This is a genomic window from Enterobacter sp. BNK-14, from assembly GCF_047456095.1.
In the GTDB taxonomy this organism is placed as follows: domain Bacteria; phylum Pseudomonadota; class Gammaproteobacteria; order Enterobacterales; family Enterobacteriaceae; genus Enterobacter; species Enterobacter kobei.
This window is the reverse complement of sequence record NZ_CP179897.1, coordinates 2,277,981-2,293,880: the sequence shown is the minus strand read 5'-3', so window position 1 is coordinate 2,293,880 and position 15,900 is coordinate 2,277,981. Positions and strand designations below refer to the sequence as shown.

Sequence of the window (15,900 nt, the reverse complement as noted above, 5' to 3'; positions counted from 1 at the left end):
ATGGCTGAAAATCAATACTACGGCACTGGTCGCCGCAAAAGTTCCGCAGCTCGCGTTTTCATCAAACCGGGAAGTGGTAAAATCGTAATCAACCAGCGTTCTCTGGAACAATACTTCGGTCGCGAAACTGCCCGCATGGTAGTTCGCCAGCCGCTGGAACTGGTTGACATGGTAGAAAAACTGGATCTGTACATCACCGTTAAAGGTGGTGGTATCTCCGGTCAGGCTGGTGCGATCCGTCACGGTATCACCCGCGCTCTGATGGAGTACGACGAATCCCTGCGTTCTGAACTGCGTAAAGCTGGCTTCGTTACTCGTGACGCTCGTCAGGTTGAACGTAAGAAAGTGGGTCTGCGTAAAGCACGTCGTCGTCCACAGTTCTCCAAACGTTAATCCATTCTGCTTACGCAGAACGATTGGCGAAAAACCCGCTTCGGCGGGTTTTTTTATGGATAATGCGCAGGTTATCCACAATATCCATGCATATATCTTCTCTTTTTCCTCTTTTCCAGAATCCCCTCACCACAAAGCCATCAAAATCTGGTAAACTATCATCCAATTTTCTGCCCAAATGTCGGTGAATACTCGATTTTTGTTCGATTCCTGAACAATGTGTCTTCTCTGGGATGGGCGATACAACATCTGGCTGGCCCCTGTTGGGCCGGTAGCAGTAAAAATTCTGAATATACCTGGAGGTTTTCATGGCTGTCGCTGCCAACAAACGTTCGGTAATGACGCTGTTTTCTGGTCCTACTGACATTTATAGCCATCAGGTTCGTATCGTGCTGGCCGAGAAAGGTGTCAGTTTTGAGATCGAGCATGTGGAAAAGGATAACCCGCCTCAGGATCTGATCGATCTCAACCCGAGCCAAAGCGTACCGACGCTGGTGGATCGCGAGCTGACCCTGTGGGAATCCCGTATCATTATGGAATACCTGGATGAGCGTTTCCCGCATCCGCCGCTGATGCCTGTTTACCCTGTTGCGCGTGGTGAAAGCCGCCTGTACATGCAGCGTATCGAAAAAGACTGGTACTCGCTGATGAACGTCATCACCAGCGGTTCCGCTTCTGAAGCCGATGCAGCGCGTAAGCAACTGCGCGAAGAGCTGCTGGCCATTGCCCCTGTATTTGGTCAAAAACCCTTCTTCCTGAGCGATGAGTTCAGCCTGGTGGATTGCTACCTGGCGCCGCTGCTGTGGCGTCTGCCAACCCTGGGCGTAGAGTTCAGCGGTCCTGGCGCGAAAGAGCTGAAGGGCTATATGACCCGCGTATTTGAGCGCGACTCTTTCCTGGCATCTTTAACTGAACCGGAACGTGAAATGCGTCTCGGCCGAGGCTAATGACTGTGGAAATGTCACAACTGACCCCACGCCGTCCGTATCTGCTGCGCGCCTTCTATGAATGGCTGCTGGATAACCAGCTCACGCCGCACCTGGTTGTGGATGTGACGTTGCCGGGCGTGCTGGTTCCAATGGAATATGCACGCGACGGACAAATCGTACTGAACATCGCGCCACGCGCGGTGGGTAACCTCGAACTGGCCAACGACGAAGTGCGCTTTAACGCGCGTTTCGGCGGTGTACCGCGTCAGGTTTCTGTGCCGCTGGCTGCGGTGCTGGCGATTTATGCGCGTGAAAACGGTGCAGGCACCATGTTTGAGCCGGAAGCGGCGTATGACGAAGACGCAATTCACGTCAATGACGATGAAGAAGCTGGCGCTGAAGGTGAAACGGTCATGTCGGTGATCGACGGCGATAAGCCCGACCATCACGACGACGACGACGATCCTGATGACACACCGCCGCCGCGCGGTGGTCGTCCAGCACTACGCGTAGTGAAATAAATCCGCTTGCGGCCTGTTTATTAAAAGCCAGTGATATCACTGGCTTTTTTTTATTCTTATTTCAAATAATCGTGACGATAGGTATAAACAAGCATTGTTTATACCTCTTGATTCTTCATCACTTGGTTAATAATTAAATGGATTTATAATTCCTGTGAATTATTGTGATTTAAGCCAATATCAAAACAGTGATAAAAGTAAAGGTAAATTTTGGGTAATATTATTTTTTTGATGTTAATCTCCTTTTTAAACGAGTAATTCCTTAATAAATTAAGGAAATAATCATTTTTTTGATATTCTTAATATCAAAATTAATTTTGCTAAATTGCATGTATTTATAAAAATAATATTATGGGCGCATGCTGACAAGCATGACTACAATCAGTAATCGGTAAAGGCATTTACCATTACGTGATTTAATATTGCAATTTCTCGTATGTTAAGGATTAACAAGTGAAAAAAGTATTACTCGCTACCGCCCTTTCTCTGTGTGTAACATCAGCATTTGCTGCTAACCCTACCGCTGTTCTGAAGGTTAAGGGTACGCTGACAAATGCAGCATGTACGCCAACATTAAGTAATGGTGGTACCGTTGACTACGGTAGAATTAATCTGGGCAATTTGAGTGCTACAGCGGTTAACCAGCTGGGTCAGAAAAATATCGACCTGACCATTAATTGCACCGCGGCAACGAAAGTCTCCTGGAACATGGTTGACGATCGCAAAGATTCAAACGCGAAACTCGAAGTTGAGAAGGGCATGTTTGGTGGGGATTCTCAGACTTCTGAAAGCCAGCTTTATGGTGTCGGTAAAACTGCAGGTGCAACACCAGTAAGCATCGGTTCTTATTCAATGTTTGTTAAAACTGACAGCGTAGTGGCTGATGGTGCTACTGTTGATCCAATTTACCAGCAGGGCTCTGCGGGTGAATGGACTAAGAGCATCAACGGTTCTACTCAGGGCGACAACTATCGTGATTTCACCGTTGCGACTGTTGGCTCTTTGGCTCCTCTGGCGTTCGAAACGGCAACCTTCCCACTGGTAACCTCCCTGGCGATCCAGGATACCACCACGCTGGCGATCACTGATGACACCCAGCTTGACGGTCAGGTAACAATCAGTCTGCGTTATCTGTAAGACTTTTTAATCGAGTAAATATTATTTAATTACCGGAGAGTAAATGCGCTGCATTTACTCTCTTTTTAACGGCGCGATAAACATGGACTGTTCTGTTGTTGCTTTCAAGGAGATATTATTATGCAAGGTTTAAAATCCACTTTAATTAATACACTTATTACTGCCACATTATTGTCTGCCAGTGTTGCTGTACATGCAGAAGGCATGGTGCCTGAAACCAGTCTGTTAATCATTGATGAAGCGACGCACAGTGGAACGATAAACGTCAAGAATACCGACTCGCACCCTTCACTTTTATATACGAATGTCGTTGATCTGCCGGATGATACCGGTCTTAAGCTTATTGCGACGCAGCCAGTGGTACGTCTTGAGCCAGGTCAGACGCAGCAGTTGCGCTTTATTCTTCAGAATAAACAACCGTTGGACGTTGAGCATTATAAACGCGTCACGTTCGACGGTATTCCACCTAAAAACGATGATAAAAAAATCAAGATCGGTATAAACATTCGCCAGGATATCCCCGTGCTTATTCGTCCGGCATCTCTGGGAGTGGTTACTGATGCCTGGAAGTTCCTTAAGTGGTCTTCAAACGGCGCGTCTGTCACCGTGAAAAACCCTAGCAAATATGTGGTCCGTCTTGGGCAGAACGTAATGCTGCTGCCTTCAGGTGTGAGTGCCACTCTGTCCAAAACCTACATTCTTCCTGGCGAAACGCTAACGGCTGATATGAAAAAGAAAGTCAGCGGTGACAGCAGCGTTAAGTTTTTCCCGGCCAGCCGCTATGGCGTTGAGGTACCGAGCTTTACATCGGAATTAAATAAATAGGGATATGACGGTGATTAAACAAAGCCGCCTTGCATTTTGTGTCCGCGCCATTCTTTGCGGCACATTACCTCTGGTATTACTTGATTCGACATCCGTCCTGGCGAGGGAAGTCACCTTCGATACGGGGATTATGCAAACGCTGGGGTTGAATACAGATCTCAACCATTACTTCGCTGAAGCACCGCGATTTTTACCCGGAACCCACTCCGTTTCGGTGAAGGTCAATGGGAAAGAGCGAGGAATGGCTGCAGTTCGTTTCAACAAAGATGGCGTGCTTTGCTTTGACAACGATCTCATGGAGTTTGCCGGGCTGATGCCTGTGCCAATAAAGTCTAATGAGGCGTGTCACGATATTCGTGATAACTATCCTAAAGCCATCATCAACGCTTTGCCTAACCAGGAAGCCGTTGAACTCTATCTGCCAGCTGAAGCGGTGAACAGTCTGTCGGGAGATATCAAAAACTTTCAGCATGGCGGAACGGCGGCGCTGCTGAACTATTCATTGTTCAGTACCCATAACGACTATGGTGACAACGACACTAGCCGCTACTCTCAGGCCAGCCTGGAAGCCGGATTCAACACGATGGACTGGGCGCTGCGCAGCCGTTATATCCTGACGGATGACAACGGTAGCCGAAATGCTGAAAGCATTTACACCTATGCAGAACATGTATTTGCCGCGCAGAAGATGACGATGCAGGTGGGTGAAATCAACGCCATGTCTAACGTGTTGAGCGGCGTGCCGATTACCGGCGTGCAGTTTATGCCGACCAGCGGCCTGGCGAAAACAAGCTCTGGCGTGAGTGTTTCCGGTATCGCCCAGTCTTCCCAGGCACGTGTAGAAGTCCGCCAGAACGGGCAGTTGGTCTTCAGTACCCTTGTGCCTGCTGGCCCCTTCACGCTGGATGACGTGCCCGTGGTTCGCAACAATGTGGATCTGGACGTCTCGGTGGTAGAGTCCGATGGTGCGACTAACCGGTTTATTGTCCCGGCGTCTCAGGTAAGGGCGCGCAACCTTTCACGCCCACAGGGACTGACCCTTTCTGTAGGTCAGGTGCGCAGCATCGAAAGCGAATATAGCGATCCGCTGGTAATGAACATTTCTGACGGCTGGCGCATCTCACCGTGGATGAATCTCCTGGCTTCTGGTGCAGCTGCGGAAAACTACCAGGCAGCAGGCGGCAGAACAGAGTTCCTGATAAACGATGACTGGACTCTTTCAACGGGCGCAGCAGTCAGCAGTGCGAGCTTTGGTGACAGCAGCAGCGGAGTAAAAACCGATCTGCAAAGTGATTATATCCTGAACGAGTATGTCGGTCTTTCAGGCAGTGCGACGCATTACAGCGGCGAGTACCGCGAAATGGCTGACGCAATGGATGACGATTATCAGGGATATGACAATACCTATTCTGGCAACGTTCGTTTCTCCTCCCCTCTGGCGGGGGTGTTTAGTGCAGGGTTCAACTACAACCAGACCAATGGTGGTAGGGATGACTCACGTTATCTCCTGCTGTCCTGGGGCAAGACCTTTTCGTACGCGTCAGTGTCCATGAACTGGCAAAGTGCGGTCGGTAATGTCGATGACGATCAGGACAATGAGATGTTCTACGTCAATGTGAGCATCCCGCTCGGTGGCAGTCAGTCGATCAGTTCCTATATGCGTAAACAGGGTGATAGCACCACCTATGGCGTGTCTAACAGCGGCTCGCTGGGAGACAATACGCACTATTACATCTCAGCCGATCGCGATCAGGATACCAAAGACAACAGCTTCAATGGCAACATCAACACTAACCTCCACTATACGCAGCTAAGCGTGGGGGGCGGAACCAGTGGTGATAATCAGCGGAACTACAGTGCGACATTGTCGGGTGGCGTGGCCATGCATAAAGAGGGCGTGACTTTCTCGCCGTATTCGATTCAGGATACCTTCGCGATTGCCAGACTGAGCGAGAAGAAGAGCGGCGTTGAAATTTCCACTCCGCAAGGCACCGTCTGGACCGATCCATGGGGCCAGGCCGTGGTGCCTTCTCTCAACGAATGGCATAACTCCCGCATAGAAATTGATGCTAACAAGCTGCCGCAGAGTATGACGCTTGCTAACGGCACGAAATATATCGCCGCAGGCCATGCTTCGGTCAGCGAGATTGATTTCAAAGTACTCAACAGCCGCCGCGTCATGCTGAGCGTAAAGCAGGCTAACGGTCAGCCCCTGAATAAAGGGATCTCGATTGTTGATGAGAAAGGTAACTATATCGTGACCACGGTTGATGATGGCCACGTCTTTATTAACGATGCCGATCAGCTGAGCGCCCTCTACGCGCTAGACGGTAACAATAACCGACTGTGTAAGATTGATTACACTCTGGCTGATAAGCGTGACGAAAATGCCTTCTACGAAGAAGTGAACGGAGTCTGCCGATGAACAGTCGACACTTATCGGGCTTAGTAGCCTTGCTGATGCTCGGTATGACAGGGGTAACCCATGCTGAAGACTGTCAGATCAGCCTCTCACAGCCGGTGGTGGATTATCACGAGATGCGTCGGGATACGATCGAAACGACGCAACAGGACTGGCACAAAATGGCCGATCGTGGCATCACGGTCAACGTTTTCTGTCCTCAGACTCAGCAGATGGCGGTGTTACTGCGCGGTACAGCTGGAGATAAGGGGCGGTTTCTTTTTGGGCAGTCCGGTGGTGTCGCGGTCAAAATTGACAACATGACCGTCGATGGCAAAAGTTACAGTGTGGGTAAAACAGTTGATCAGCTAAATTTTACGCCTGAAAACGGTACGCCGACACCTCTCTACCTGCGTAATAACGAGGCGGTGATTGCGCTTGAGAATAACCAGGTTCCTTCCGGCCAGCAGATGAGTTTCAACGTAACGCTCTCGCCGGTTCTCAACGATAGCGCGTTCAGCCATCTGACAGATCAAACTACGCTGGAAAGTGATTTGTCCTGGAGTTTATTGACGAAGTAACCCTTCTCTTCGTGGCACTCCTTAAAAGCGGAGCTGCATGCGGGGTAGGGTGATAATCAATGGCTGTAAACCGCATAAAAAAAGCCGGAGGGTAAATACCGTCCGGCTTTTTTCTTACACTTCCAGGTAGTTCATAATCCCGTCGGCCGCTTTACGCCCTTCGGCAATGGCTGTCACCACCAGGTCAGAACCGCGAACGATATCGCCACCCGCGAAGATTTTTGGGTTGCTGGTCTGGAAAGCGTTATCGCTGCCTTCAGGGGCGATAATACGACCCTGAGAGTCAAGCTCAACGCTGTGCTTCGCCAGCCACTCCATGCTGTGAGGACGGAAACCGAACGCCATCACCACGGCATCAGCCGGGATCACATGCTCAGAGCCTGCGACAATCTCTGCACGACGACGGCCTTTCGCATCCGGCGCACCCATCTCCGTGCGCGCCATCTTCACGCCGCTCACTTTGCCGTTAGCATTCACTTCAATACCCAGAGGCTGGATGTTGAACTGGAATTCCACGCCCTCTTCACGCGCGTTTTTCACTTCGCGTTTAGAGCCCGGCATGTTCTCTTCGTCACGGCGGTAGGCGCAGATGACGTGCGCCGCATTCTGACGAATAGAGGTACGCACGCAGTCCATCGCGGTATCACCGCCGCCCAGCACCACCACGCGTTTGCCTTCCATGCTGACGAACGGTTCGTCGGCGGTTTCGCCGTAGCCCATAATCTGCTTAGTATTGGCAATCAGGAACGGCAGGGCATCAAACACGCCCGGCGCATCTTCGTTCTCCAGACCGCCGCGCATGGACTGATAGGTGCCCACGCCGAGGAACACCGCGTCGTAATCCTTCAGCAGATCGTCGAGCTGCACGTCGCGGCCCACTTCCACATTCAGTTTGAACTCAATACCCATGCCGGTGAAGATTTCACGGCGACGGGTCATGACCTCTTTTTCCAGCTTGAAGGCCGGAATACCAAAGGTCAGCAGACCACCGATTTCCGGATGACGGTCAAAGACCACCGCCTTCACGCCGTTGCGGGTCAGCACGTCCGCACAGGCCAGGCCCGCCGGGCCCGCACCGATGATCGCCACGCGCTTATCGGTTTGCTTCACGCCGGTCATATCCGGACGCCAGCCCATCTCGAACGCTTTATCATTGATGTAGCGCTCAATGTTACCGATGGTCACCGCACCAAACTCGTCGTTCAGGGTACAGGAGCCTTCACACAGGCGGTCCTGAGGACACACGCGGCCGCACACTTCCGGCAGGGTGTTGGTCTGGTGAGAGAGTTCGGCGGCTTCAAAAATACGCCCTTCGTTGGCCAGCTTCAGCCAGTTCGGGATGTAGTTATGGACCGGGCATTTCCATTCGCAATAAGGGTTACCGCAGGACAGGCAGCGGTCTGCCTGCGCTTTGGCCTGGCCTTCTGAAAACGGCTCGTAAATCTCAACAAATTCAATTTTACGGATCTTCAGCGGTTTCTTTGGCGGATCAACACGCTGCAGGTCGATAAACTGGTATACGTTCTGGCTCATCTGAATTCCTTACTGCGCCTGCACGCGCAGCTCTGCTGCGCTACGACTACGGTGACCCAACAGGGCTTTAACATCGCTGGACTTCGGTTTAACCAGCGCAAATTTCGCTGAGAACGCCGGCCAGTTCGCCAGGATCTCTTCGCCGCGCGAAGAACCGGTATGCTGCACGTGTTCGGTAATCAAACCGCGCAGGTGTTCTTCATGGATAGCCAGCGTATCAACGTCCAGCACTTCCACCAGTTCCGGGTTCACGCGTTTGCGGAACTCACCGTCTTCATCCAGGACGTAGGCAAAACCGCCCGTCATGCCTGCGCCAAAGTTCACGCCGGTTTTACCCAGAACGCAAACAATCCCGCCCGTCATGTATTCACAACCGTTATCGCCAATGCCTTCCACCACGGTGATGGCACCGGAGTTACGCACCGCAAAACGCTCACCCGCACGGCCCGCGGCGAACAGACGACCGCCGGTCGCGCCGTACAGACAGGTGTTACCGATGATGCTCGCTTCGTGGCTGCGGAAGGCAGAGCCGACCGGAGGGCGCACTGCCAGCAGACCACCCGCCATGCCTTTACCGACGTAGTCGTTGGCGTCACCGGTCAGGTACAGCTCAACGCCGCCTGCGTTCCACACCCCGAAGCTCTGACCCGCAGTGCCGCTGAAGTGCGCGGTAATCGGATCCGCTGCCAGCCCCTGGTCACCGTGCGTTTGCGCGATATAACCGGAGAGCGACGCGCCCACGGAACGGTCGGTGTTGCGGATATCAAACCAGAACGTCTTGCTCTGCTTCTCGTCCACATACGGTTTCGCCTGCTGCAACAGCTGCGCATTCAACACGCCATTGTCGAACGGTGGGTTGTTCTCGGTGCAGTACACCGCTTTGCCTGGGTGTGGCTGCGCGGTTTCCAGCAGCTTGCTCAGCTCCAGTTTCTGCTGCTTCGCCGTGAAGCCTTCCAGCTCTTTCAGCAGGTCGGTACGGCCAATCAGATCCACCAGACGCTTCACGCCCAGCTGCGCCATCAGCTCGCGGGTTTCCCGGGCGATGAAGTCAAAGTAGTTGGTCACTTTGAACGGCAGCCCGTGATAGTGGTTCTTACGCAGCTTCTCATCCTGGGTCGCCACACCGGTTGCGCAGTTGTTCAGGTGGCAAATACGCAGGTATTTACAGCCGAGCGCCACCATTGGGCCTGTACCGAAGCCGAAGCTTTCTGCACCGAGGATCGCGGCTTTGATGATGTCGAGGCCAGTTTTCAGGCCGCCGTCCACCTGAAGACGGATCTTATGACGCAGACCGTTCGCCACCAGCGCCTGCTGGGTTTCCACCAGTCCCAGCTCCCACGGGCAGCCCGCGTATTTCACGGAGGAGAGCGGGCTTGCACCGGTACCGCCGTCGTAGCCGGCGATGGTAATGAGATCCGCATAGGCTTTCGCCACCCCGGTGGCGATGGTGCCCACGCCCGGTTCGGAAACCAGCTTCACGGAGATCATCGCTTTCGGGTTGACCTGTTTCAGGTCGAAAATCAGCTGCGCTAAGTCCTCGATAGAGTAGATATCGTGGTGCGGTGGCGGGGAGATCAGCGTCACGCCCGGCACCGAGTAGCGTAGTTTGGCGATGTACGGGGTAACTTTATCCCCCGGCAGCTGACCGCCTTCGCCCGGTTTCGCACCCTGAGCGACTTTAATCTGAATCACGTCGGCGTTGACCAGGTACGCAGGCGTCACGCCAAAACGACCGGATGCTACCTGCTTGATACGGGACACTTTATTGGTGCCGTAACGCGCCGGATCTTCACCGCCTTCACCGGAGTTGGAGTTACCGCCGATGCTGTTCATGGCTTCGGCCAGCGCCTCGTGGGCTTCCGGGCTCAGTGCGCCGATGGACATTGCCGCGGTGTCGAAGCGTTTGAACAGCTCGGAAGCAGGCTCAACGTCGTCAATGCTGACCGCTTCATCACCCGGATTCAGGGCAATGAGATCGCGCAGCGTCGCCGCCGGACGGTTGTTCACCAGCTCAGCATACTGCTGATAATCGCTGTATTCACCGCTCTGCACCGCCTGCTGCAGCGTGCGCACCACGTCCGGGTTATAGGCGTGGTATTCACCACCGTGAACGTATTTCAGCAGACCGCCCTGATCCAGCGGCTTACGTGCCAGCCAGGCACGTTTGGACAGGTTCACCAGATCCTGCTGGAAGTCAGCAAAACCGGCTCCACCGATACGGCTAACCACGCCCTGGAAGCAGAGATTTGCCACGTCATCATGCAGGCCGACCGCTTCAAAGAGCTTCGAACAGCGATAAGAGGCAATGGTCGAGATGCCCATTTTGGACATGATCTTGTACAGGCCTTTGTTGATGCCGTTACGGTAGTTCAGCATCACAGTACGGTAATCTTTGTCGATCGCGCGGGTATCAACCAGACGGGCCAGCGTTTCGTAGGCCAGGTACGGGTAGATCGCCGTCGCGCCAAAGCCTAACAGCACGGCAAAGTGGTGCGGGTCGCGGGCGCTGGCGGTTTCAACAATGATGTTGGCATCGCAGCGCAGGCTCTTATCCACCAGACGCGTCTGGATAGCACCCACCGCCATTGGCGCAGGCACCGGCAGACGGTTTTTCGCGATATTGCGGTCAGACAGCACCAGCAGAACGGTACCGTTACGCACCATCTGTTCGGCTTTGTCACACAGCGCATTCACCGTCTCTTCGAGGCTCGCGTCGTTCACGTCAAACGTAATGTCGAGCGTGTCGGCGCGGTAGTGCTCCTCGGTCATGGTGGTGAGCTGTTTGAAGTCGGAGTACAGCAGGATCGGCGATTTAAAGGTCAGACGGTGCGCCTGGCCTTCGGCTTCGCAGAAGACGTTCATCTCGCGACCGATGCTGGTGGCCAGGGACATCACGTGGGCTTCACGCAGCGGATCGATTGGCGGGTTAGTAACCTGCGCGAACTGCTGGCGGAAGTAGTCATAAATGATGCGTGGCTGGCTGGAGAGCACGGCAAATGGGGTATCGTCACCCATGGAGCCGACTGCTTCCTGGCCGTTTTCACCGAGCACACGGATAACCGAGTCCAGCTCTTCCGCGCTGTAGTTAAACTGTTTCTGGAAGCTCGCAAGCGTATCGTCGTCCAGCTCGCGGCTGCCCACTTCTTCGTCCGACAAATCTTCAAACGGCACCAGACGACGCACGTTCTTCTCCATCCACTCTTTGTATGGATGACGGCTCTTCAGATCGTGATCGGTTTCGGCAGAGTGCAGGATGCGCCCACCGCGGGTGTCAATAACCATCAGCTCGCCCGGACCGACGCGGCCTTTCTCGACCACTTCATCAGGCTGGTAATCCCAGATACCGACTTCAGAGGCACAGGTGATGAGCTTGTCTTTTGTGATGACGTATCGCGCCGGACGCAGACCGTTACGGTCCAGGTTGCAGGCGGCAAAACGACCGTCGGACATAACGATGCCCGCCGGGCCGTCCCACGGCTCCATGTGCATGGAGTTAAAGTCGAAGAAGGCGCGCAGCTCAGGGTCCATATCCGGGTTGTTCTGCCATGCCGGTGGCACCAGCAGACGCATGGCGCGCACGATGTCCATCCCGCCCGCCAGCAGCAGCTCCAGCATGTTGTCCATGGAGCTTGAGTCCGAGCCAGTTTCATTCACGAACGGCGCAGCGTCGTGCAGGTCAGGGATCAGTGGCGTCTGGAACTTATAAGTACGGGCGCGAGCCCACTGGCGGTTACCGGTGATGGTGTTGATCTCGCCGTTGTGCGCCAGATAGCGGAACGGCTGCGCCAGCGGCCAGCGTGGAACAGTGTTGGTGGAGAAGCGCTGGTGGAACAGGCAAATGGCCGATTCCAGACGCAGGTCCGCCAGGTCCAGGTAGAAGCGCGGCAGGTCAGCCGGCATACACAGACCTTTATAGATGTTGACCAGGTTGGAGAGGCTACAGACGTAGAACTCTTTATCGTCCTGGAGGCGTTTTTCAATGCGGCGACGGGCGATAAACAGGCGGCGTTCCATATCGCGTGGACGCCAGCCCGCAGGCGCGTTAACAAAAATCTGCTCAATACGAGGCAGTGAGGAGAGGGCGATTTCACCGAGCACCCCTTCGTTGGTTGGCACATCGCGCCAGCCGACAATCGACAGGGTTTCACGCTGAAGTTCTTCTTCAACGATGCGGCGTGAAGCGGCAGCCTTTTCAGGATCCTGGTTCAGGAACAGCATACCGACAGCGTAGTTTTTGGCTAAACGCCAGCCGCGCTCTTCCGCAACGATACGGAAGAAACGATCCGGTTTTTGCAGCAGCAGGCCACAACCGTCGCCGGTTTTACCATCAGCAAGGATGGCGCCACGGTGCTGCATACGGGCCAGTGCGTGAATAGCGGTACGCACTACCTTGTGGCTAGGTTCGCCTTCTATGTGGGCGATCAGGCCGAAACCACAGTTATCCTTCTCAAGGGATTTATCGTACAACATATCAGTGAACCTCCCCAGGCTCGTCGGGCTTCTCTCTGAACTTTACCGTGGCGCACAGGCGCAGAAAGAGCATGGCGACGGGGTTTGCGCTTCATACGCGTACCTCGCATTCGCCCTCTTTTCATCCTTTCGCGCAGGTAAACAAGTTTGAGGACTTGCTTCAGAGGGAATCTCAATTACTGCATAAATATGATGAGCAGGCCGCTCATCCAGAAAGCTTCCAGCGGATTTCCAACTTATCGGGAATTGGTACACAGGTCAAATGGCAATCTTATTTATCCAAAAATGTGCTAAAGAGTGACTATGTATTTGTAAATAAAGGGAATTTAACTATTTTTACATTGATTAAAAGCCCTTGTAGACCGCAACGGAGTGTGATCTGTCTCACTATATGTAAGCGGTATTATCAACGTAGCGTGCTGAATAGTGGTTTTAACGCAGAACAATAATCTGGCATGGGTTCTAAACCCGCATAAAGTCACTGTTTTTCAGTGCTGGCGCTATAAATGAAAAAAACAATCAGAACATAAGGAAAAGTAATCACAGGTGGTGTGAATGAAACTGCAGTAATCTTGAGTATTTATTCATATAGATAAAGGCCGTCCTGGGCGATTGATCCAGGTCATCGCCGACAGAGGCTAAAAATGGCAGGCTTGTCCCCTTTCTTCGGGACGGTCTATCAGATTATGCAGTTACAGAAATTAGTCAATATGTTTGGTGGGGATCTTTTGCAGCGCTACGGGCAAAAGGTTCACAAGCTGACGCTGCACGGCGGTTTTAGCTGTCCGAATCGCGATGGCACCATCGGGCGCGGTGGCTGCACTTTCTGTAACGTGGCCTCCTTTGCTGACGAAGCTCAGCAGCATAAATCTATTGCAGAGCAGCTCGCACATCAGGCCAGCCGGGTTAACCGCGCAAAGCAGTATCTGGCCTATTTCCAGGCGTACACCAGTACCTGGGCGGAAGTGCAGGTGCTGCGGTCCATGTATCAGCAGGCAGTCACGCAGGCGAACATTGTGGGGTTGTGCGTCGGTACGCGTCCGGACTGTGTGCCGGAGGCGGTGCTGGACTTGCTCAGCGAGTATAAGGAGCAAGGCTACGAGATCTGGCTGGAACTGGGCTTGCAGACCGCACATGACAAAACCCTGCACCGCATTAACCGTGGCCATGATTTCGCCTGTTACCAGCGCACCACGCGCCTCGCGCGCGCGCGTGGGTTGAAGGTCTGTTCACATCTGATTGTCGGTCTCCCTGGCGAAGGGCAGCAGCACGGCCTGGAGACGCTGGAAAAGGTCGTTGAGACAGGCGTGGACGGTATCAAGCTGCATCCGCTGCACATCGTTACGGGAAGCATTATGGCGAAAGCCTGGCAAGCGGGGCGGTTGAGCGGTATTGAGCTTGAGGACTATACGGTGACCGCGGGGGAGATGATTCGCCACACGCCACCGGAGATTGTTTACCATCGCATCTCGGCCAGCGCCCGCCGTCCAACGCTTCTGGCACCGCTCTGGTGTGAGAACCGCTGGACGGGAATGGTGGAAATTGACCGCTATCTGCAGGAAAACGGCGTACAGGGTTCGGCGCTGGGGCGCCCGTGGGTTCCCCGTCTACCGGCGACGGCCGCCTAGCAAACTCCCCAGCATGCCCCGTACAATCTGATTGGTGACCTGCCGCGCCGCGCTTTTCGCCATGGTTTGCACCACGCCGTCGCGTTTGCCGCCGCGCGGACCGGTGCTGCCAAACAGAATGTCTTTGAGTCCACCGAGAATGCCATCATCTACGGCGACGGACTGCCCTTTTGCGGCAGGAGCCTCCTGGGACTCCGTTGTTGCCTGCACGCCTTTTTGCAGCATCTCAAACGCGGACTCGCGATCCACCTCGTCTTCGTACTTACCGTAAACCGGAGAATGGTTAATCAGGCCGTTACGTTCATCATCAGTGACGGGCCCCATACGCGAGCAGGGCGCAATCACCATCGCACGTTCCACGATGGATGGGCTGCCCTTCGCATCAAGGAACGATATCAGCGCTTCACCGGTGCCCAGCGCCTGAATGGCGGCTTCGGTATCAAAGGCTGGATTCGCACGCATGGTTTGCGCGGCGGCTTTCACCGCTTTCTGATCCTTTGGCGTGAAGGCGCGCAGGGCATGCTGGACGCGGTTGCCGAGCTGCCCGAGCACGTTATCGGGGATATCCGACGGATTTTGCGAGACAAACCAGACGCCGACGCCTTTGGAGCGGATCAGGCGGATGACCTGTTCAATCTTATCCAGCAAGACCTGTGGGGCGTCGTTGAACAGCAGGTGCGCTTCGTCAAAGAAGAACACCAGCTTCGGTTTTTCCAGGTCACCCGCTTCGGGCAGCTGTTCATAAAGCTCGGAGAGCATCCACAGCAGGCTGGCGGCGTAGAGTTTCGGCATCTGGTAGAGCTTCTCTGAGCTCAGAATGTTGATGATGCCTTTTCCACTGCTGTCGGTGCGCATCCAGTCTTTGATATCCAGCATCGGTTCACCAAAGAAGTGTTCGGCACCCTGTTGTTCCAGAGTCAGTAACCCGCGTTGAATCGCGCCGACAGAAGCGCTGCTGATATTGCCGTACTGGTTCTGGAAAGATTTAGCGTTATCCCCGATGTACTGGGTAATGGCCCGCAGATCTTTGAAATCGAGCAGCAGCAGTCCCTGGTCATCGGCGATGCGGAAGATAATATTCAGTACCCCGGACTGGACATCGTTAAGGTTAAGCAGACGGGCGAGCAGCAGCGGGCCGAGGTCGGAGACGGTGGCGCGGACCGGGTGGCCTTTCTCACCGAAGATATCCCATACCACCACCGGGTTGCCATGCGGCGTCCAGTCCGTGATGCCAATATTCTTCAGCCGCTCGAGCAATTTTTCAGAGGCGGTACCCTCCTGAGCCACACCGGTTAAATCGCCTTTCACGTCAGCCATAAAGACCGGCACGCCAATCTCTGAAAGCGACTCCGCCAGCTTCTGCAGGGTGACGGTTTTCCCCGTCCCGGTCGCGCCGGTGATCAGGCCGTGGCGGTTCGCCATCGCGGGCAGCAGATACAGCTCTTTTTCCAGCGTCCGGGCAATTAACAATGGTGTACTCAT

The 15,900-nt window shown here is 54.0% G+C and carries 11 protein-coding genes; 8 read left to right on the top strand and 3 right to left on the bottom strand.

Going from position 1 to position 15,900, the window contains the following annotated elements; genetic code table 11:
* The 7 genes from rpsI to ACMGGM_RS10910 all read left to right on the top strand — a co-directional run bounded on the left by rpsI (position 1) and on the right by ACMGGM_RS10910 (position 6,787).
* Entirely contained in the window at positions 1 to 393 is a 393-nt protein-coding gene (rpsI, locus tag ACMGGM_RS10940; RefSeq protein ID WP_003860436.1) for a 30S ribosomal protein S9, read from the top strand.
* 308 nt (positions 394 to 701) lie between these two features.
* Positions 702 to 1,340: a stringent starvation protein SspA gene (gene sspA / locus ACMGGM_RS10935; protein ID WP_014885418.1), complete on the top strand. Its 639-nt coding sequence runs from the start codon at positions 702 to 704 to the stop codon at positions 1,338 to 1,340.
* Positions 1,341 to 1,345: 5 nt separating this feature from the next.
* A complete protein-coding gene (gene sspB / locus ACMGGM_RS10930; protein WP_045134806.1) occupies positions 1,346 to 1,843 on the top strand; it encodes a ClpXP protease specificity-enhancing factor in 498 nt (165 codons plus the stop codon).
* Between the two features lie 453 nt (positions 1,844 to 2,296).
* On the top strand, positions 2,297 to 2,980 hold the full coding sequence (locus tag ACMGGM_RS10925) for a DUF1120 domain-containing protein (protein WP_045134758.1): 684 nt from the start codon (positions 2,297 to 2,299) through the stop codon (positions 2,978 to 2,980).
* A 120-nt stretch (positions 2,981 to 3,100) separates the two neighbouring features.
* Positions 3,101 to 3,805, top strand: coding sequence for a fimbria/pilus chaperone family protein (locus ACMGGM_RS10920; RefSeq protein ID WP_014885415.1), 705 nt, complete (start codon positions 3,101 to 3,103; stop codon positions 3,803 to 3,805).
* 4 nt (positions 3,806 to 3,809) lie between these two features.
* Positions 3,810 to 6,230: a fimbrial biogenesis usher protein gene (locus ACMGGM_RS10915; RefSeq protein ID WP_063943503.1), complete on the top strand. Its 2,421-nt coding sequence runs from the start codon at positions 3,810 to 3,812 to the stop codon at positions 6,228 to 6,230.
* On the top strand, positions 6,227 to 6,787 hold the full coding sequence (locus ACMGGM_RS10910) for a hypothetical protein (protein ID WP_063943505.1): 561 nt from the start codon (positions 6,227 to 6,229) through the stop codon (positions 6,785 to 6,787). The genes ACMGGM_RS10915 and ACMGGM_RS10910 overlap by 4 nt, the downstream gene beginning before the upstream one ends.
* A gap of 114 nt (positions 6,788 to 6,901) precedes the next feature.
* On the opposite strand, the gene gltD is transcribed toward ACMGGM_RS10910, so the two are convergent.
* Both gltD and gltB read right to left on the bottom strand, forming a co-directional pair.
* The gene (gltD, locus tag ACMGGM_RS10905; protein WP_045134760.1) at positions 6,902 to 8,320 is read right to left on the bottom strand and encodes a glutamate synthase subunit GltD; all 1,419 of its coding nucleotides are present in this window, start codon (positions 8,318 to 8,320) and stop codon (positions 6,902 to 6,904) included.
* Between the two features lie 9 nt (positions 8,321 to 8,329).
* A complete protein-coding gene (gltB, locus tag ACMGGM_RS10900; protein ID WP_014885411.1) occupies positions 8,330 to 12,790 on the bottom strand; it encodes a glutamate synthase large subunit in 4,461 nt (1,486 codons plus the stop codon).
* Between the two features lie 686 nt (positions 12,791 to 13,476).
* On the opposite strand from gltB, the gene ACMGGM_RS10895 reads away from it, so the two are divergent.
* On the top strand, positions 13,477 to 14,418 hold the full coding sequence (locus ACMGGM_RS10895) for a TIGR01212 family radical SAM protein (protein WP_127341531.1): 942 nt from the start codon (positions 13,477 to 13,479) through the stop codon (positions 14,416 to 14,418).
* Here ACMGGM_RS10895 and ACMGGM_RS10890 read toward each other — a convergent pair.
* Positions 14,398 to 15,900: a helicase HerA-like C-terminal domain-containing protein gene (locus tag ACMGGM_RS10890; RefSeq protein ID WP_045134763.1), complete on the bottom strand. Its 1,503-nt coding sequence runs from the start codon at positions 15,898 to 15,900 to the stop codon at positions 14,398 to 14,400. The genes ACMGGM_RS10895 and ACMGGM_RS10890 overlap by 21 nt on opposite strands.

Bases quoted from the DNA above. Each gene is read 5' to 3' on its own strand.
- rpsI (WP_003860436.1), top strand. From the start codon at position 1: ATGGCTGAAAATCAATACTACGGCACTGGTCGCCGCAAAAGTTCCGCA.
- sspA (WP_014885418.1), top strand. From the start codon at position 702: ATGGCTGTCGCTGCCAACAAACGTTCGGTAATGACGCTGTTTTCTGGT.
- ACMGGM_RS10920 (WP_014885415.1), top strand. From the start codon at position 3,101: ATGCAAGGTTTAAAATCCACTTTAATTAATACACTTATTACTGCCACA.
- ACMGGM_RS10915 (WP_063943503.1), top strand. From the start codon at position 3,810: ATGACGGTGATTAAACAAAGCCGCCTTGCATTTTGTGTCCGCGCCATT.
- ACMGGM_RS10910 (WP_063943505.1), top strand. From the start codon at position 6,227: ATGAACAGTCGACACTTATCGGGCTTAGTAGCCTTGCTGATGCTCGGT.
- gltD (WP_045134760.1), bottom strand. From the start codon at position 8,320: ATGAGCCAGAACGTATACCAGTTTATCGACCTGCAGCGTGTTGATCCG.
- gltB (WP_014885411.1), bottom strand. From the start codon at position 12,790: ATGTTGTACGATAAATCCCTTGAGAAGGATAACTGTGGTTTCGGCCTG.
- ACMGGM_RS10895 (WP_127341531.1), top strand. From the start codon at position 13,477: ATGCAGTTACAGAAATTAGTCAATATGTTTGGTGGGGATCTTTTGCAG.
- ACMGGM_RS10890 (WP_045134763.1), bottom strand. From the start codon at position 15,900: ATGAGTACACCATTGTTAATTGCCCGGACGCTGGAAAAAGAGCTGTAT.